Here is a 17400-nt window from a genome sequence, read left to right as displayed (position 1 = left end):
GGGGCTGCGCTGCTTGACCCAGGAGCACACCGGCTGGCCCGGAGGGGTGTGCAGCCTCGGCTGCATGGCCCATGGCGATTGCCCTCAGGCGAGCCGCTGCGTCGACCTCGCCGAGATTAAGGAGCGGGTGTGCCTGCCCGGTTGTCTCGACGATGTCGACTGCAAGCGGCCAGGGCACGCGTGCCTGGGCGGCGCGCAACAGGGCGCTGCGCAACAGGGCAGTGCGCAACAGGCCGGCGCGCAACAAGTCTGCGTGCCCAGAGCCGACGGGCCTCTTGGCGCTACGATCGGCACCAGCTGCACGAGCACGCGCCAGTGCAGCGGAGACACGCTCGGCTTCTGCCTGACCGAAGCGGGCCACGGCTTCAAGACCGGGTATTGCTCGCAGCGCTGCGGCGCCGGGCGACCCTGTCGCCCGGAAAGCCACTGCCTGCTCGACGCTCCCACGGGCCGCCAGCTGTGTGCTGGCGGCTGCCGGTCCCGCGTCGACTGCGGCCCCGCAGTCCACGCTGGCGTGGATTGCTACGACGCCGACCGCGACGGCGTCCTCGAGTGCTGGCGAGGCTTCGGCCGCATCGGTGACCCGTGCTCCGAGCCGGGGCACTGTCTGGGAGGGGAGTGCCTTACGGGGATGCTCTGGCCCGCCGGATACTGCAGCCAGACGTGCAACGCGGGTACGCCCGGCGTGTGCCCGGATGGGGGGAGGTGCTCCGTCCTGCCGGGCAACAAGTGCCTTGCCGCCTGCATGACGAGCAGTGAGTGCCGGGAGGGCTACCAATGCGGTCGCCTTCTCGTATGCGAGTAGGATTGCGCGCGAAATGCTGCTGCGCTGCACTTTCGTTCACTGCCATTGGGGTTAGGGCCCGCGGAAGAATAACTCATCCATTTCGCCGGTTCTGACCACCGCTGGCTATGTTGCTCCTCCTCGAAGTATCCCCAATGCTCCTCGTCGTCGCGCCTCGCCAGCAGCGCCCAGTCCTCACCGAAACACCCGAGTTGTTCTTCCGCGGGCCCTTAGCACCGGCATGGAGACGCGGGGTCATGCGCGAAACAGGCTCGCGGGCGTCCCGTCTCGCCATCCAAAAAAGGCCGTCGGGGGTAGTGATCCTTGACGCGGCTCGCGCTATACACGGGCCCAGCCAGTTCGTCAGGCGTGGTCTTGCCTCCAGCCTGGTCGGTAGGGCAGCGTACGACGGCCGCCCCGGCTCGCACGTGGCAGCGTTCGAGCGTGAGGGCAGGGGGCAGTCCGGCCCCACTAGCTCCATCGCGGACACAGAGCTGGAGATGATCGGAGTTACGCAAGCCATGGCCTCGGACCGACGAAGGCAGCGTTCGGGTTCCATCCAGGCGGCCGGGCTGGCGGCCACGCTGCTGTCGCTGGCAGGCGTTGGCTGTGGCTCGGGCGCGGTCAGCGTCTGCGGCGATGGGGTCAAGCAGCCGGACGAGACCTGCGACCCGGCCATCCCTGCCGGCCTGGCGGACTCCTGCCCGGTAGCGTGCGACGATGCCGATCCATGCACGCACGACGTGCTGACGGGTATCCCGGGCCAGTGCAATGCGCGTTGCCAGCACTTCCGGACTCCGGCGTGCGACGGGATCTGCGGCGACGGCATCCTGCAGCCCCTCGAGCAGTGCGATCCAGGCCGGCCCGTGGATGCCCCGGGCGCGTGCCCCACGCTGTGCGAGGACAACAACGCGTGCACCCGCAACGATCTGGTCGGCAGCGCCACCATGTGCAGCGCGCACTGCGAGTACCCGAGCATCGAGGCCTGCCAGGCCGGCGACGGCTGCTGTCCCTCCGGCTGCGATCTGACAAACGACCCGGACTGCACCCATTTGTGCGGAGACGGAATCATTCAACCGGGCGAGACATGCGATCCGCTCATTCCGATCGGCGCAGGCCGAGCATGCCCCCTCACGTGCGACGACGGGAAGGAATGCACCACGGATGTGCTCACGGGCGAGGCCGCACGCTGCACCGCAGAGTGCAAGCACGACAAGATCACCGAGTGCGTTTCCGGCGACGGTTGCTGCCTGCCGCACTGCACCTTTGGGATGGACAGCGACTGCCCAAACCCCTGCGGCGATGGCCTGCTGCAGCCCCCGCGCGAGAAATGCGATCCCGGGATCGCCGCCGGCCAGCAAGGCGCATGCCCGCACAGCTGCGCCGATGGCATGGCTTGCACCGAAGACGTGCTCATCGGCAGTCCGCTCGACTGCAGTGCCATGTGCGAGTTTCGCGCGATCACGCACTGCACGTCAGGCGACGGATGTTGCGCACCAGGCTGCAGCGTAACGGAAGACTCCGACTGCTCGAAATTGTGCGGCGATGGGATCGTGCAGAGTCCCGGAGAGAGCTGCGATCCCGCAATCCCGCCTGGAGCCAGGGGCGCCTGCCCCGTGAGCTGCGACGACGGCGTGGCCTGCACGGTCGACAAGCTGCAGGGCATGCCCGCCCACTGCAACGTTCTTTGCGCACACATCCACATCGCCGTGTGCCAGCACGGCGACGGTTGCTGCCCGACCGGCTGCCGCTATGCCCAAGACCACGACTGCGATCCCCCGGCTGGAGGCGTGGGACTGCCCTGCGCCAGCGCCCCGGACTGCAGCGCATTCGCGCTGGAGTGCCTGCCCGAGGCGGTGACGGGCTGGCCCGGCGGGCTGTGCAGCAGGGACTGCACGCAGCCGGGTGATTGCCCGCCGGGCAGCGTGTGCACGGAGTATCCCGGGTTTGCCAAGAAGCGCTGCCTGGTGCACTGCGATTTGTGCGAGCGGCCGGGCTACGGGTGCACCAGCCCGGGCGTGTGCGCGCCGCTCGGTGGCGACCGCGGCGGCTTGGTCGGCGACCCGTGCACGCTGGTCACGGATTGCGCCCGCAAGAACCAGAAACAAACGGTGTGTCTGAGGCCTCCCGAGGCGAACTTCAAAAACGGCTACTGCAGCCAGATCTGCTCCGACGCGCTCGATCCGCTGGACTGTCCAGGGGGCTCGCGTTGCCAGTCAAGGCGCGGGTCGACTCCGGGTCTTTGTGCCAGGTACTGCCAGAGCAGAAGCGACTGTGCACCGGGCTATGACTGCTGGGACGCCGACCGAGACGGCCACAAAGAGTGCTGGCCCGGTTTGGGACGCATCGGCGATCCTTGCAACGAGGATGGGGACTGCAAGTCCGGGGTCTGTCTCACGGCAGCAGGCTCCCACGGCGTGCCCGGGCATCCGGGAGGCTATTGCTCCAAGTCGTGCGGTCCCTGGTCCCCCTGTCCGCCGGGGTCGTTTTGCGACATTACGAGCGATCTCAAATGCTACCGCGCCTGCAAGAAGCGACCGGCTTGCGCAACCCGCGACGGATACGCCTGTGTCGATTTGGTTCTAGGCGGGTTTAGGGCCTGCTACCCAACGATCCTGGAGGGCCTGAGCCCTTGAGTTACGCGACCCCCGTGTCACGCGGACACGTCCAACCGGCAGTGGAAGCGCCTCAGACGGGAGGCGCGTCGGTCCTGCTGGCCCTGTTGCTCGCGGCGGCGGCGTGCGATCGTAGCCCGCTGTGCGGCGATGGTACGCGCCAAGCACACGAAACCTGCGATTCGGCGATCCAGTCCGGTTTCGAGGGTGCTTGCCCCGCCTCCTGCGACGACGGCAATCCCTGCACCACCGACCACCTTCTCGGCGATGCCGGCACCTGCAGTGCCCGCTGCGAGCACACGGTCACCGATTGCGCCGGCCTGTGCGGTGACGGCTTGCTTCAGCCCGGGGAGCTGTGCGACCCGGGGCGCTCCCCCGGCCTAGCCGGTGCCTGCCCAGCTTCCTGCGACGATGGGGATCCCTGCACCCGCGACCAACTGGCCGGAGCACCGGAGCGCTGCAGCGCAAGCTGCGAGCACGAAGCCGTCGCCGAGTGCGTCGACAACGACGCCTGCTGCCCCCCGCGATGCGATGTGCGCTCGGACAGCGACTGCACGAGCTTGTGCGGCGACGGGCTGCTGCAGCAGGGGGAACGCTGCGATCCCAAGATACCGGCGCCCCAGACGGGCTTCTGCCCCACGGTCTGCGACGACGGCGATCCTTGCAGCGTCGACACGCTGGTGGGGGACCCGGCAACCTGCACGAGCGAATGCAAGGCCCGCGCGGTCGACTACTGCTTGAGCGGTGACCGCTGCTGCCCTCCAACGTGCGATTTCCCGGTGGATCTCGACTGCAAGAATCACTGCGGCGACGGCGTCATCGACCCGATCCGGGGCGAGCGCTGCGATCCGTGCCCGGCCAGCTGCGACGACGGGAATCCTTGCACGCGCGACCGCAGGTACGGGGATCCGTCCACGTGCGATGTGCGGTGCGAGAGCGTGCAGATCACCGCCTGCGAGAGCGGCGATGGGTGCTGCGCGCCCAACTGCAGTCAGAACAACGATACGGACTGCAGCGGGACCTGCGGGGACGGCGTGGTTCAGCGAGGCGAGACGTGCGACCCGGCGATTGCGTTTCCGCAGGCAGGCCACTGCCCGGCATCGTGCGCGGACGGCGATTCTTGCACGCTGGACACGACGAGCGGCAGCAGCGCAAGCTGCAACCTGAGCTGCAGCTGGATGCAGATCAACCGGTGTGCCAATGGCGATGGATGCTGCCCGCCGGGCTGCACCTACCATCAAGACGCAGACTGCCCTCTGCCGATCGTGCCCGTCGGAAGGCCCTGCCGCGCTCCTGGCGACTGTCCCGGCCTCGCGTGTTTCGCCGAAAGGCAGTCCGGGTGGCCGGGGGGCTTGTGCTCGCGGGTGTGCAACCAGCCCGGCGACTGCCCGCCGGGCAGCGAGTGCGTACGGGTGCCGGAGATGCCGCAGTCAATGTGTCTGCCCTCCTGCAAGGGAGGCCCGGGCAGTTGCCCTAGCGCCGGGATGACCTGCCTCGACACCAAGGAGCCCGTGTGCGTGCCCTCGGGCGGCGGACAGGGCGCAGTTTCCGACCCGTGCATCGACTCAAGCCACTGCAGGGGCTATCCGCGCAGCGTCTGCCTCACGCCCGGTGTCGGCTTCCGCAACGGTTACTGCAGCATTCGCTGCCCGGAAGCCACATGGTGCAACCCGGGCGATGCGTTGCGCCACTGCGTCAGCTCGGACTACCGGCAAGCGTCCCTATGCGCGCCGACCTGCCAGCAGCGCAGGGACTGCCCCCGGACGACCACGGATTGCTGGGATGCGGACGGGGACGGTGTGAAGGAGTGTTGGGCCGGTGAAGGGCGGATCGGTGACCCGTGCGCCCGCAACGCCGACTGCCCTGGCGGCCGCTGTCTGAAAGGCCATGGTTGGCCCAGGGGCCACTGCACGCGCGACTGCGATGTCGGGGGGCCCAATTTCTGCCCTGGCGGCGCTTGGTGTTACCAGCGCCCGCGGCTGCCCGGCTCGCAAGCCATCTGTGTCCGAGCCTGCCAGGTGGCGGAAGCGTGTCGGGAAGGCTATATTTGCGATATCGGGCGGTGTTTGCCTCTGTAGCCCCGTGGTGAAGAAGCGATAACTGGAGGGATAAGGGGGAGTGTAGGCCGAATCGGCGTGGTCCCTGAGGCCGAGGGTGGATCGGCCTGGAACGCTGCCGCCGGCTGATAGCCGGTAGACGAGTGGGCCGGCTGGCAGCCGGCAGACAGCAAGGTGGTGGAATGTGCGTGGATTGACGGAACTCAGCGCTTGCGGTGTCCGAACGGCAGGTGTGTTGGCGATTGCCGGCCTGGGGGTGTTGTGCGCTTGCTCCGGCGGGGGCGCGGGCAATGCTGGACCCCTGCTGCCACCCAACGTGATCGGCGCGTCTGGTTCTGGCAGCTTCGCTGGATTCGGCGGTGGTCTGTCACCGCCGTTCGCCGGCCAAGGCGCCGGCGCGGGGGCAGGTTTAGCTGGCGCTGGCGGCTCCCTGGTGCCTTTTGCTGGTAACGGCGCCACGGCAGGGCTCACCGGCAGCGCAGGCTTGGGTGGGCCCTTGGCCGGCAGCGGCGGGGGCCTGGCAGGGTTCACCGGCACTGCAGGCTTGGGCTTGGCCGGCAACGCAGGCGGCACGGCAGGAGGCGTTTCGATGCCGCCCGTGTGCGCGGGCGTGTACGTGGAGGCCACGCACTCGCCGGTCGACCTGTACGTGATGCTGGATCGGTCGGGCTCGATGGACACGGCCATCGGGAACGAAAGCTCGACCACCAAGTGGGAGGCCGTCACGGCAGCCCTGCGAAGCTTCGTCAGCGATCCGCGCTCGATCGGCGTGGGCGTGGGCCTGCAGTATTTCCCGCATCCCGACTCGGGCCAGCGTTGCGAGGCGGCGAGCTACGCCTCGCCGGCGGTTCCGATCGGGGAGCTGCCCTTCAACACCAACCCGCTCGTGGTGTCGCTGGGATCGGTCAACCCGAGCGGCTCGACCCCGATGGGCCCGGCGCTGACCGGAGCCACTCAGCAGGTGGCCCACAGGCTCCGGCTGCACCCCGAGCGCACGGCGGTGGCGGTGCTGGTCACCGACGGCGAGCCCACCAGCTGCAGCCCGACCGAGCTCAGCGGACTGCAGGCGATCGCGACGCAAGCCCTGCAGAGCATTCCCTCGGCCCGCACCTTCGTCATCGGCGTCTATGCCTCGGACGAGGTCATGGCCCAGGCCGACATGCGGGCGCTCGCGGCTTCGGGTGGCGGCCAGGCTCTGATCGCGGTGGTGGGTCAAGATCTCACCGCGCAGTTTCTACAGTCGCTGCAGGCGATTCGCGGGGCGGCGCTTCAGAGCTGCGAGTTTCAGATCCCGCCCTCCAACATGCCCAATCGACCGCTCGACTACCTCAAGGTCAACGTCGTATCCACCAACAGCTTTGGCCAGCAGACCATGCCCTACGTGGCCAACCCCTTGAACTGCCTGGGAGCACCAAACGGCTGGTATTACGACATCGACCCCATGCTAGGCGGCATCCCGGCGCGCATCATTATTTGCGACCCGGGCTGCGCGGCGCTCAGGATGAACCAAGGTACGGCCTCGGTCAGTATTCAGGTGGGCTGCGCGACCCTAGGACCGCAATAGGAGCTACGGAGGCGGGGTTGCCAGGTCCCATGGCACGCATTCCATTGATCCCGCGTTTTCCAAATACCGGCGAGCCATATGGTTCGTGGGTTAGACGGACCCCCTCAAGGCCGCACCGATGTCCAACCTGGTCGATATAACTGCACCGGAGTCCGACGACGAGAGCTCGGAGGGGCTCGTTGGCAGCTGGCTCAAACGAGCCGGCGAGTTCGTGGACGAGAACCAGCCTTTGCTGGAGATCGTGACGGATAAGGTCACGCTGGAGGTGGCGGCGCCGGCGTCGGGGGTGTTGATCGAGGTGTTGAAGCAGACCGACGACAAGGTCGTGCCCGGGGTGGTCCTCGGGCGTATAGATACCGCCCGCACGCGGGCGGACGCGGGTGGGCCTGCGAGCGCCGCGCCGCAGGCGGCCGGCCTTTCGCCCACCTCCGCTCGCACCGAAGCGGCCTCCGACCTATCGCGGCGCTTGAGCCCCGCGGTGCGCCGCTTGATCAAGCGCCACAACCTCGACGTGGCATCGCTGCGAGGCAGCGGGCGCGGCGGCAGGATCACGGTGGGAGACGTAGAGGCGCAGCTGGCGCAAGTCAGCGCCCCTCGGCGGCAAGAAGCGCCAGGCGGCTCCGAGGAGCCGGCGCTCCGATACGTTCCCGGCGCGGCTGGCGTGGCAGCAACGCCGCCGCGCGGTTTGCAATCGGAGAGCGTGATTTCGCCGGGCCTGGGTGAGATTCCCGGCGATGCCGGCCCGCCAGCATCGCCGCCCGGCGGCCGGCAGCCGGACAACACGCGCCCGCCCCAAAGCCGGCGTGAGCCGCACTCGCCCATGCGCAGGCAGCTAGCCGCTCACATGGTGCAGAGCGCGCTCAGGACCGCCCCCCACGTCACCACCATCTTCGAGGCGGACCTGAGCGCCGTGCTGAGGCACCGCGAGGCGCACAAGGCGGATTTCGCCGCGCGAGGCGCCAAGCTCACGCTGACCGCCTACTTCGTGGCGGCCAGCGTACAAGCCCTCAAGGCAGTTCCCGAAGTCAACTCGCGCTGGCACGACGACGGCCTCGAGTTGTTCGCCGATTGCAACATAGGCATAGGAACGGCGGTCAAGGACCTGCTCGTGGTACCGGTGATCGGGCGGGCGCAGGACCTGAACCTGCTTGGGATCGCGCAGGCGCTCCGCGACCTGACCGAGCGAGCACGGCAGGGCAAGCTCAGGCAGGCCGACGTGCAGCACGGCACCTTCACGATCACCAACCACGGCGTCAGCGGGAGCCTGATCGCCACCCCGATCATCCATCAGCCGCAGTCGGCGATTCTCGGCGTCGGCAAGCTCCAGAAGCGGCTGGTGGTGCTCGAAGAGGCCGGTGAAGATCGGATCGCGGTGCGTCCCCTGGTCTACGTGACCCTGACCCTGGACCACCGCGCGCTCAACGGCTACACGGCCAACCGGTTCCTGCAGCTGCTCGTAGAGGCGCTGGAGCGCTGGCCATCCTACCGGGAGTAGGATGGCCGTGCTTCGCGCACCAACCTGGCCCGAACCGCAGATCGGGGCACGAGCTGGGGTGCTACGAGTCGTTCGGGTCGTGCACCCGGGTCGTGGCAGGTGTCTCCCCGGGCGGTCTTGAGGTAGGCGTACGCCGTTCGGTTCTTCGCAGCGTGTTGCGGGCCTGCAGCAGCCGCCCGATTTGCACGGTGCGCAGGGCATGCTCGGTAGCGTGCTGCAGCAGCTCCTGGGCGTCCTGCAGGCACGTGTCGAGCTGGCGCGGCCCGTCGACGATGCTGAAATAGGCGTCGATACCGTGCTTCAGGTTCAGCTCCGCTTTTCGACCGAGTCGACCCGCCAGCGCGATGACCGGCAGCCCCAGGAGCTTTGCGCGGCGTCCGATCTCGGCCGGAACCTTGCCCCGTGGGGTCTGCTCGTCGAGCTGTCCTTCGGCTGTCAACACCACATCGCAACGCTTGAGCAGCTCGTCGAGCTCGAGATACTGCATGACGATGTCGTAGCGCGGGTGCAGCCGCGCACCCAGCAACCCGGCCAGGCCCGCTCCCAGCCCCCCCGAGGCACCCGCTCCAGCCATGCTCCCCACGTCGACGCGGACGCTGCGCCAGATCAGGGTGGTGAGATTCTCGAGGCCAGCCTCGAGCTCGCGGATCGCCTCGGGACCGGCGCCCTTTTGGGGGCCGAAGACACGGGCCACACCGCGCGGGCCGAGCAGCTCGTTGTGCCAGTTGACCGCCACGTCGATGTGCACGCTTTCGCGCGGGATGCGTGACGTGGACAAATCGATCTGTCGCAGGCGCAATAGCTCGGAGCCGCCCAGGCCGATGGGGTTTCCGTCGCCATCCAGGAGGCCGATCCCAAGCGCCTGGGCCATGCCTGCGCCCCCGTCGCAGATGCCCGAATCACCGCAACCGATCAGCAAGCGCTGCGCGCCCGCGTCGAGCGCCGCGCCCATCAGCTCTCCAACTCCGTAGCTCGTGGTTTGCCTGGGATCGCGCGCACTGCGCGGCACCAGCCGCAGGCCGGCGGCGGCGGCCATCTCGATCACGCCGGTCCGTCCTTCCGAGGTATCGATGAGTCCGAAATGTGCGCAGACCGTCTTGCCGACCGGTCCCTTGACCATGCGGTAGAGCAGCGCGCCGCCGGCAGCCCGCACGATCGCGTTGGTAAAGCCCTCCCCCCCGTCGACCATCGGCGCCTTGAGCACCCTGGCGGTGGGCACGGCCGAGTACACCCCCCGCGCCATGGCGTCGGCGGCCTGATCGGCTGTCAGGCTTTCCTTGAAACCACACGGCGCAACTAGGGTCCGCATAAGAGCTCCTTGGGTTGCTGCAGCGACGTGTCAAGTCGCAGCAACGATCCTATCCACCGGTCTGCTCATGACAACTCGAGCGCTCATGGCACCAGCTCTGGCCACACGACAAACGCAAATCCCAAGACAAGCAGCATGTGCACGGGGCCCAGCACCGCGCTGAGCCGCAGCAGATCGCGCGCCTCGTAGGTGGGGCGGTCAAGCTGCCAAAACAGCGCGAGGGGCTTGGCGCTGATGGGCAGCGTGAGGCAGAAGCCCGCAGCGGCCACGGACGCAAACACCAAGGTAACCGGGTTTGCGCCGTACGCGCTCGCGAGCAGCAGGACAAAGGGCACAAGGACCGACACCCGCGCGGTGCGCGAGGCTATGACCAGGTGGGCGCCGAGCGAAACCAGCGTGGTCGCAACCAGCGCCAACGCGATCGAGGTCGAGTCCGCGCCGCGCACGAGCTTCATGGGCTGCTGGATCAGCCATGCGGCTGCCCCCGACTCGAGCAAATGACTGCACAGCTTGAGTGTGGCGGCCATGAACACGATCAGGCCCCATTCCACGTTCTTGAGAACCTGACCGAGCCTGAAGCAGCCGAATCGCGGTGCTGCCAGCACCAGCGCACCGAGCAGCGCGATCACGACGTTGTTCACGCCATGCACGGGCTCGCTGACCCAGAGCGCGACCAGCGCGCCGACGGTCAGCAAGACATAACGCTCGGCCCGGCTCAGCTCCCCGTCAGCATGAGCCGAAAGCGAGGCCGGCGAGAGTTTCTGCCTGCGCTCTTCCTCGGTCAGGAAGATACGCAAGATGAGCCAGGCCGCGAGGAACGAGCTGAGCGCCGCAAAGGGCAGGCCCAGCGCCAGCCAGTCTAGGTAATCGATGCGGGTGCCGTCCATCCGCTGCAGCAGGTCGGCGGCCACGACGTTGGCCCCCGCTCCCAGCAGCGAGCCCACCGAGGACAGCAGCACGACGCTCGGAATGAGAAGCGCCAGTGCCCGACTGATGCTGCGACTGCGCAGCTCGCTGCTCAGGCTTGCGAACACGGGCACCATCAAGGCTGCACGGCCCGAAGTGGAGGGCATCACCAGGGCCATCAGCACCATGAGGCCCGTCAGCGCGTAGCATATGTGCGAGATACTGCGGGTCTTTTGCACGACGGCCGCGGTCAGGCGCAGGGACAAGCCCGACTGCTTGACCCCTTCGGCCACCACACAGGCGCCGATCAAGAGCCAGACCATGTCGTGCCCCAGGGCGTCGAAGAACGCGCGCGGGGTCTCGAGGCCGGCGATCACGAACACCAGCGCGCCACCGAGTGCCACGAACGTCTCGTCGAGCCTTGTGAACGTCCATGCGCAGACTGCCGCCACGAACACCCCCAGCGAGACCTGGGCATAGGACCCAAGCTCGGGCAGGCCGAGCGCGATGCTCAGGCCCACGCCGGCAGGCAGCGCAGCGCCCAGCCACAAAGCCCTGGTGCGGCGCGCCCGGTCATGCGGCTCGCCCGCTGAGCGGGGACCCGGTGCGGGCTGGGTGGCCTGGGCGTCGCTGCCCTGCGCGTCGCTGCGCTGCGGGGCGCACCCTTTACTCGACGGCGAACCGGGTGCAGCCGGCGATTCTCCGTCGCTGCCCCGCGAGCATTCCACTTCGTCCATTCGGCATTCGCCTTCCGGCCCACGCGTCCGAAGGTGACGCTCTGCAACAAGGCACTTGACGACGTTTATGTGACACGATGCCAACAGCCTGGCAACGCGCCGCCCCGGGGCCGCCCCGGGGCCGCTTCCCGGCCGCTGGCTGCCCGCGGGCGCTGTCGCGGTTTGGCTTGTGCACGAATAGGCCAACTGCGATCGTTTCGTGGCGCCCGCTTGTGGGCTTCCATGGCGAGGTGTTGGGGCCCAGTGCTACAAGCCAGGGGTGTGAGTGTGGGCATGTGGCCGCCCACAGAACCTATGTGGAACGGTGTCTGGGAGCCTCCTCGAGGATCTGAGCACGGGCCTGACCCCGGAACTTCGTTGCGGGCTAGGGTCGGCTCCCGCCACCGGCGTTCCGTGGGCCCGTTCGGGGACTATCCGGAAACGGAAGTTTCAGGTTGGGTGGACATGGGCGTCGCCGCTCGCCCTCTGGCTGGTCTGCAGCGTCCCCGCAACCGCGCAGTACGCTGGCGCCGGCCCCGGCGATGACGACGCAGCGGTCGACGAGGACGCTGGCGCCGGCCCGGGCGATGACGACGCAGCGGTCGACGAGGACGACGAGTTTCCGCAGGTTCTGCAGGAGCTTTTCGTGGGCGAGGCGGTCTACCCGCAGGAACTGGCGGAGCTGCAGCTCACGCTGCTAGGTCATGGCTTGCGCACCCCGGATGGGGACATGTTCGGGTCCGCAGCGGCCCTCGAGTTCGGGCTGACTTCGAGGCTCCAGGTCGAACTCGAGATTTCGCTCGAGCACAGCGCGGGCGCTGATCCGGACAGCCCGGTGAGCGCGCCCGAGCTTGGGGTCTACTTCGCGCCGCTGCTGTGCCTCGAGCCCGAGCTCGGCGTGGGCACGGGGCTCGAGCTCACGCTGCCGCACCCGTCGGACGATGCGGGCTGGGGTCTGGAGCATTTCGTGGTGCTGCACGCGGCGCTGGGCCGGGTGCGTTACGCTGCGTTGCTGCGGGCGGAGGTCGAGACCTCCCAGGCGCACGACGAGTCCGAGAAGGAGCTCGAGGTCGAAGCCTCGGCTGCGCTAAGCATGTTTTTTCCTGTGGGCAACCTGGTGCCGCTGTTCGAAATGGGCGCGGGCTTGCTCGGGCCTCCGAGCCTGACCCTCGGATCGGGCGCGGTCTACAAGCTCGCGCCCAACATCCAGCTCAGCGCCGCTGCAGAGCTCGCCATCGAGCGCGGCGAAGCAGGCTACGGGCTGCGCGCTATCCTGGTTGTCGAACACGACTTCCTTGGCTCCGACGGCAGGCCTTCTCCGTGAGTATTCGCAGACAGATCCGCTACCTGTTTTCGAGCGTAGCCGCAGGCGTGGTGGTCGCGATTTTCTGCGCCGTGGTGGGCCAGTCCATGGTCGAAGGCGCGGTCGCGCGGCGCGCGGAGGCGGACCGAACGATCGTTGTGTTGCTCGAGCTACGCACCAGTATGCTGCGCTTCAGCGACGAGGTGTTCGATGTGCTTGCCGGTGGTGAGGGCGAGGAGGAGCTGCGCGAGTCGCACGAAGCGATCCGCGACCTGACCGAACAGCTCAAGCCGCATTTCGCCAGGTCCCCGAAATCGGCTTCGCTGGCGGGTATGGTGACGCGCTTCGAAGCGTTCGCCGAGAGCGTATACGCTGCGGTACGGTATTCGGCGGCACAGGATTCGAAAGCAGACGGGGTTGGGGACGGCCGGCCCGACGAGGCCGGCGCGATCGACAAGGGCAGCGCGATCGACAAGGCCGGCGCGATCGACAAGGGCGGCGCGATCGACAAGGGCAGCGCGATCGAGGAAGGCGCCGGAGGCCTGGAGCGGAACGATGGTGCTGCCACGGCCTGGAACCTCAGCGAGGAGCCCTTCGAGCACGACGTGCTGGTGCGGCTGGACGCGCTCATACAGAGTGAAAGGACGCTTTCGCGGCTTGCCTGGCAAGAAGCGAGCAGCGACCTCGAGACGGTCGCGCTGCTTCAGCTGTTCGCGCTCGCCACCACGATTGTCATAGGCTTCGGCCTGTCGTGGCGGACGGCGCGTGCGGTGGACGCGGGCATGGATACCTTGATCTCCCGGGCTCAGGAGCTGGCCGAAGGGAGATGGAGCGGCGCCATGCGCGCTTCCGGTCAGGACGAGTTCGCGCGCATCGCGCGCTCGCTCAACTTGGCAGCGCGCGATTTCAGGCAGGTCCATGAGCAACAGCAGGCCCACACCACCCAGCTGGCCCGGATGGAAAAGCTCTCCGCGCTGGGCGCCCTCGCCGGTGGCGTGGCGCACGAGCTGCGCAATCCCCTCGGCGTGATCAAAAACGCTCAGCACTACGTCGCACGCAGGCTCAAAGGCGCGCAGCAGACCACGGATCCCCGCATCGAGCAGTTCGTCGAGCTCATTGGCCAGGAGGTGGATCGCATCAGCGTGATCCTGACGGACCTGCTCGACTACGGTCGCGAGCGCGCGCCTAACTGCAGGGACGTGTCCTTGAAGGCGCTCGCGCTCGAGGTGGCGGAGCTGTCCAAGATCCCCAGCCGCGTCGACATCGAAGCCCACGTGCCCGAGGACTTGCCCGCGCTGGAGGCCGACGAGGGCATGCTGCGGCAGCTCCTGTTGAATCTGGTGCAGAACAGCATGCAATCGATCCCCGAGGGACGGCCGGGACGCGTCAAGATCGACCTGCGCCAAGAGGACCGCCAGCACGTGATCGAGGTTCAGGATGACGGCTGCGGTATCTCCCCGGAGCAGGAGAAGCACTTGTTCGAACCGCTGTTCACTACCAAACCAGCGGGTACAGGACTCGGGCTGGCCATCGTGAACGATATCGTGGAGCGTCACGGCGGCCGGATCGATGTGCAAAGCACGCCCGGTTCCGGTTCCACCTTCACGGTCCGCCTGCCCTCGGCTCAGCCCGAGCGGGACGCAGGTCCCTGACCAGCAGACAAACGCGTAACCGATCGTAGAATTCGCGCTGCGGGTGAGTTAATGTAACGGGCGCCCCGCTTCGAGACTCCGCACCGCGCATGGCGCGCGCTGCAAGCCAGGCGGCGGGAATGAGCCTCGGAAGGGGAATCGGGCGGGGAACTAGCCAATGCGCGCAAGGTGGTGAGCATGCAACAGGCAGTGTCCTTGAAGCGAGTGCTGGTCGTGGACGACGATGCCGGCCAAAGAGCAACGCTTGCCGCGAATCTGGAGCTCGACGGTTTTCTCGTGGAGGCCGTCGCCGACGGGCATCAGGCCCTGGAGCGCGCCCGGCAGCAGCGTTTCGACGTAGTCGTGACCGATTACCGCATGCCCGGCCTCAGCGGGCTCGAGACCCTGCAGGCCCTCAAGCTCGAGCACCCGGGCATGGCGGTGGTGCTGATCACCGCCTACGCAACGGACGATCAACTGGATCAGGCCATTCTGGATGGGGCCTTCGCCGTGCTACGCAAGCCCCTTTCGCCCGAGCACCTCTCCGGGGTGCTGCACCGTGCGCTCAGCCACCCCGTGGTGCTTGCGCTGCCGGGCGTGCGGGACTGCTGGGATTTGGCCGAAGGGCTCGCCAGGGCCGACGTCAAGACGGTGGTTTGCGAGACCCCGGAACAGGCCAGGGCGCTCGGTGATGCCGCGCACGTGGACGTTTGCATCGTGCGCACGGACGAGCCGAGCGCGCTGCTCGCGGCAAACAGCCTGGTGGCCGCCCACTTCGGTCACGCGACGATGATCGCGCTCATGGACGAGGATACCCCACGCGATCTGGCCGACGCGGCCGCGGAGCTGCCCGAGGTGCAGGTGCGGGCCGCGGGCGACGTGAGCAACGTGCTGCGCTTGATCGCCGGGGCTCGGGCCGCACAGATCCATTAGGGCCCGCGGAAGAACAACTCGTGTGTTTCGGTGAGGATTGGGCGCCGCGCGTGCTAACCTCGCAGCCCGCGCCCTGCCAGACGGCGGGCCGACTACGAGGAGAAGGTCGATGGCATACCTCGCCCGCGAAATCCGTGCGCGGCGGCTTGCGTGGTGCTCGATGGCCATGGGCGTACTGGGCTTGGCTTGCACCCCGTCCGACAAGAGCGAGACACCGGCCGCCGCTTCGCCGGCAGCCGACCCGCATGCAAAGGATCCGCATGCAGCCACGAGCGCTGCTGTTCCCAAGGACGTCTTTGAGGAAAGCAAGGCGGATCGCGATGCACGCATGGCGTGGTGGCGGCAGGCACGTTTCGGCATGTTCATTCACTGGGGTGTCTACGCCGTGCCCGCCGGGCGGCACAAGGGCAAACACATCGAGGGCAACGGCGAATGGATTCAGAAGCACGGCAACATTCCTCGCGCCGAATACGAGAAGTACGCGGCCGGCTTCAACCCTGTGAAGTACGATCCGGATGCTTGGGTGCGCCTGGCCAAAGAAGCGGGCATGAAGTACCTGGTTATCACGTCCAAGCACCACGATGGTTTTGCTTTATGGGATACGAAAGTCTCGGACTGGGATGTGGTGGATCGCACGCCCTACAAGAAGGATCTGCTGGCACCGCTGGCGCAGGCCTGCAAGAAGCACGGGCTGCGTTTCACTGTCTACCATTCCATCCTGGACTGGCATCACCCTGCGATGCACGATCCCAAGGGCGGCTACTCCGACAACTTCATCCACGCCGGCCGCAAGCAGGAGTACGTGGATTACATGAAAGGCCAGCTGAAGGAATTGATGAGCGGCTTGGATCCGGCAGTCTTGTGGTTTGATGGCGAGTGGATAGCGTGGTGGACCGAGGAAGACGGACGGGACGTCTACCAGCTGCTGCGTGGACTGAAGCCGGACATCATCATCAACAACCGCGTGGGCAAGGGCCGCAAGGGCATGGAGGGGCTCAGCAAGCAGGGTCATGTCGGAGACTTCGGAACGCCGGAGCAGCAGATTCCGCCGACAGGACTCCCCGGTGTGGACTGGGAGAGCTGCATGACCATGAACGACACCTGGGGCTTCAAGCACGACGACCACAACTGGAAGTCGACCGAGACCCTGGTCCGAAACCTGATCGATATCGCCTCCAAGGGCGGCAACTACCTTCTGAACGTGGGTCCTACGGCCGAAGGGCTCATCCCCGCTGCAAGCGTGGAGCGTCTCAAGGGGATGGGCAGGTGGATGAAGGTCAACTCGGACGCGATCTACGGCACCACGGCCAGCCCGGTAAAGCCGCCGGCTTGGGGTCGCTTCACAAGCAAGGGCGACAAGCTCTTCGCCCATGTCTTCGATTGGCCCAAGGACGGCAGGCTAGAGCTGCCTGCGCTTGGTCGCAAACCTGCCGCGGCGCACCTGCTGTCTGACGCCAACAAGACCCCGCTCATGATCAGCTCGGAGGGGGACAAGGTGACCGTTGGCTTGCCACCAGACCCGCCCGACCCCATCGCAACGGTCGTGGTGCTCACGCCCGGGTCGTCTTAGGCGTCGGCTTGCCCTTGCCCTTGCCCTTGCCCGGAAACGTGATGGCCGAGCCACTCGAGAACCGGAAACTCAAGTACCAGGCTAGAACGATGCTTGTTCCTTCTGGCCGTCGACGTTGAGCTGTACTCCTTGGCTCGTGAGCTCCGTCAGCTCGAAGCGCTTGCTCCAGAGGGTGGGGTCGATGCGGCGTGCGCTGCCATAGCACGCTTGAGCCAGGAGCAACGTCTTGCCGCGGACGAGGCGGATTGCGTGGTAGGGCAGCACGAAAAGCCTCTCTCGCGTGTGGTGGTCCTTGACGCCGAGGTAACCGCGCGCTGCCATCTTCGGCCGCTGCCGATCCCCGCCGAGGCTGAAAAGCAGGGTCTGAAAACGCGGTGTTGCAGCGGCCAGCAGCTTCGTGCTGCGCGTCAGCTTCGGTCTTTCGCGGCGCGAAAACCCCAAGGCGTAGCCTCCCAGGTGAAGCTGGCTCCTGGCCGGCAGCTTGTCGGGAACCTCGATACGGGTAAAGCGCAGCAGG

At 67.3% G+C, this 17400-nt stretch carries 12 protein-coding genes; 9 read left to right on the top strand and 3 right to left on the bottom strand.

All coding sequences use genetic code 11. The features are described from left to right. The 5 genes from MJD61_08825 to MJD61_08805 form a co-directional block, all read left to right on the top strand. A partial coding sequence (locus MJD61_08825) for a hypothetical protein (protein MCG8555375.1) occupies positions 1–805 on the top strand: 805 nt, incomplete at its 5' end. 236 nt (positions 806–1041) lie between these two features. Further along, on the top strand, positions 1042–3420 hold the full coding sequence (locus MJD61_08820; protein ID MCG8555374.1) for a hypothetical protein: 2379 nt from the start codon (positions 1042–1044) through the stop codon (positions 3418–3420). Then, a complete protein-coding gene (locus MJD61_08815; protein MCG8555373.1) occupies positions 3417–5477 on the top strand; it encodes a hypothetical protein in 2061 nt (686 codons plus the stop codon). Before MJD61_08820 ends, MJD61_08815 begins: the two co-directional genes overlap by 4 nt. Positions 5478–5640: 163 nt before the next feature. Further along, entirely contained in the window at positions 5641–7020 is a 1380-nt protein-coding gene (locus tag MJD61_08810) for a VWA domain-containing protein (protein MCG8555372.1), read from the top strand. Between the two features lie 118 nt (positions 7021–7138). Beyond that, positions 7139–8515, top strand: coding sequence for a 2-oxo acid dehydrogenase subunit E2 (locus MJD61_08805; GenBank protein ID MCG8555371.1), 1377 nt, complete (start codon positions 7139–7141; stop codon positions 8513–8515). A gap of 61 nt (positions 8516–8576) precedes the next feature. Here MJD61_08805 and MJD61_08800 read toward each other — a convergent pair whose 3' ends face one another. Next, positions 8577–9824 (bottom strand): glycerate kinase, encoded by a 1248-nt coding sequence (locus tag MJD61_08800; GenBank protein MCG8555370.1) that lies wholly within the window; start codon positions 9822–9824, stop codon positions 8577–8579. Between the two features lie 83 nt (positions 9825–9907). Then, positions 9908–11467, bottom strand: a complete 1560-nt coding sequence (locus MJD61_08795; GenBank protein ID MCG8555369.1) for an anion permease — start codon at positions 11465–11467, stop codon at positions 9908–9910. A gap of 304 nt (positions 11468–11771) precedes the next feature. Between MJD61_08795 and MJD61_08790 the strand changes: the two genes are divergently transcribed. The 4 genes from MJD61_08790 (at position 11772) to MJD61_08775 (ending at position 16883) form a co-directional block, all read left to right on the top strand. Beyond that, complete coding sequence (locus MJD61_08790; GenBank protein ID MCG8555368.1) at positions 11772–12770, top strand: hypothetical protein; 999 nt, start codon at positions 11772–11774, stop codon at positions 12768–12770. Beyond that, a complete protein-coding gene (locus tag MJD61_08785) occupies positions 12767–14401 on the top strand; it encodes an ATP-binding protein (GenBank protein ID MCG8555367.1) in 1635 nt (544 codons plus the stop codon). Before MJD61_08790 ends, MJD61_08785 begins: the two co-directional genes overlap by 4 nt. 177 nt (positions 14402–14578) lie before the next feature. After that, positions 14579–15313 carry a response regulator gene (locus tag MJD61_08780; GenBank protein MCG8555366.1) on the top strand — a complete coding sequence of 245 codons (735 nt, stop codon included), beginning with the start codon at positions 14579–14581 and terminating at the stop codon, positions 15311–15313. A gap of 109 nt (positions 15314–15422) precedes the next feature. Beyond that, a complete protein-coding gene (locus MJD61_08775; protein ID MCG8555365.1) occupies positions 15423–16883 on the top strand; it encodes an alpha-L-fucosidase in 1461 nt (486 codons plus the stop codon). A gap of 81 nt (positions 16884–16964) precedes the next feature. On the opposite strand, the gene MJD61_08770 is transcribed toward MJD61_08775, so the two are convergent. Continuing rightward, on the bottom strand, positions 16965–17400 hold a 436-nt coding region (locus MJD61_08770; protein MCG8555364.1), incomplete at its 5' end, for a hypothetical protein.

Source organism: Pseudomonadota bacterium, assembly GCA_022361155.1.
GTDB lineage: Bacteria > Myxococcota_A > Polyangia > Polyangiales > JAKSBK01 > JAKSBK01.
The sequence above is the reverse complement of the archived record's forward strand: the minus strand, read 5'-3'. Positions and strand labels throughout refer to the sequence as shown.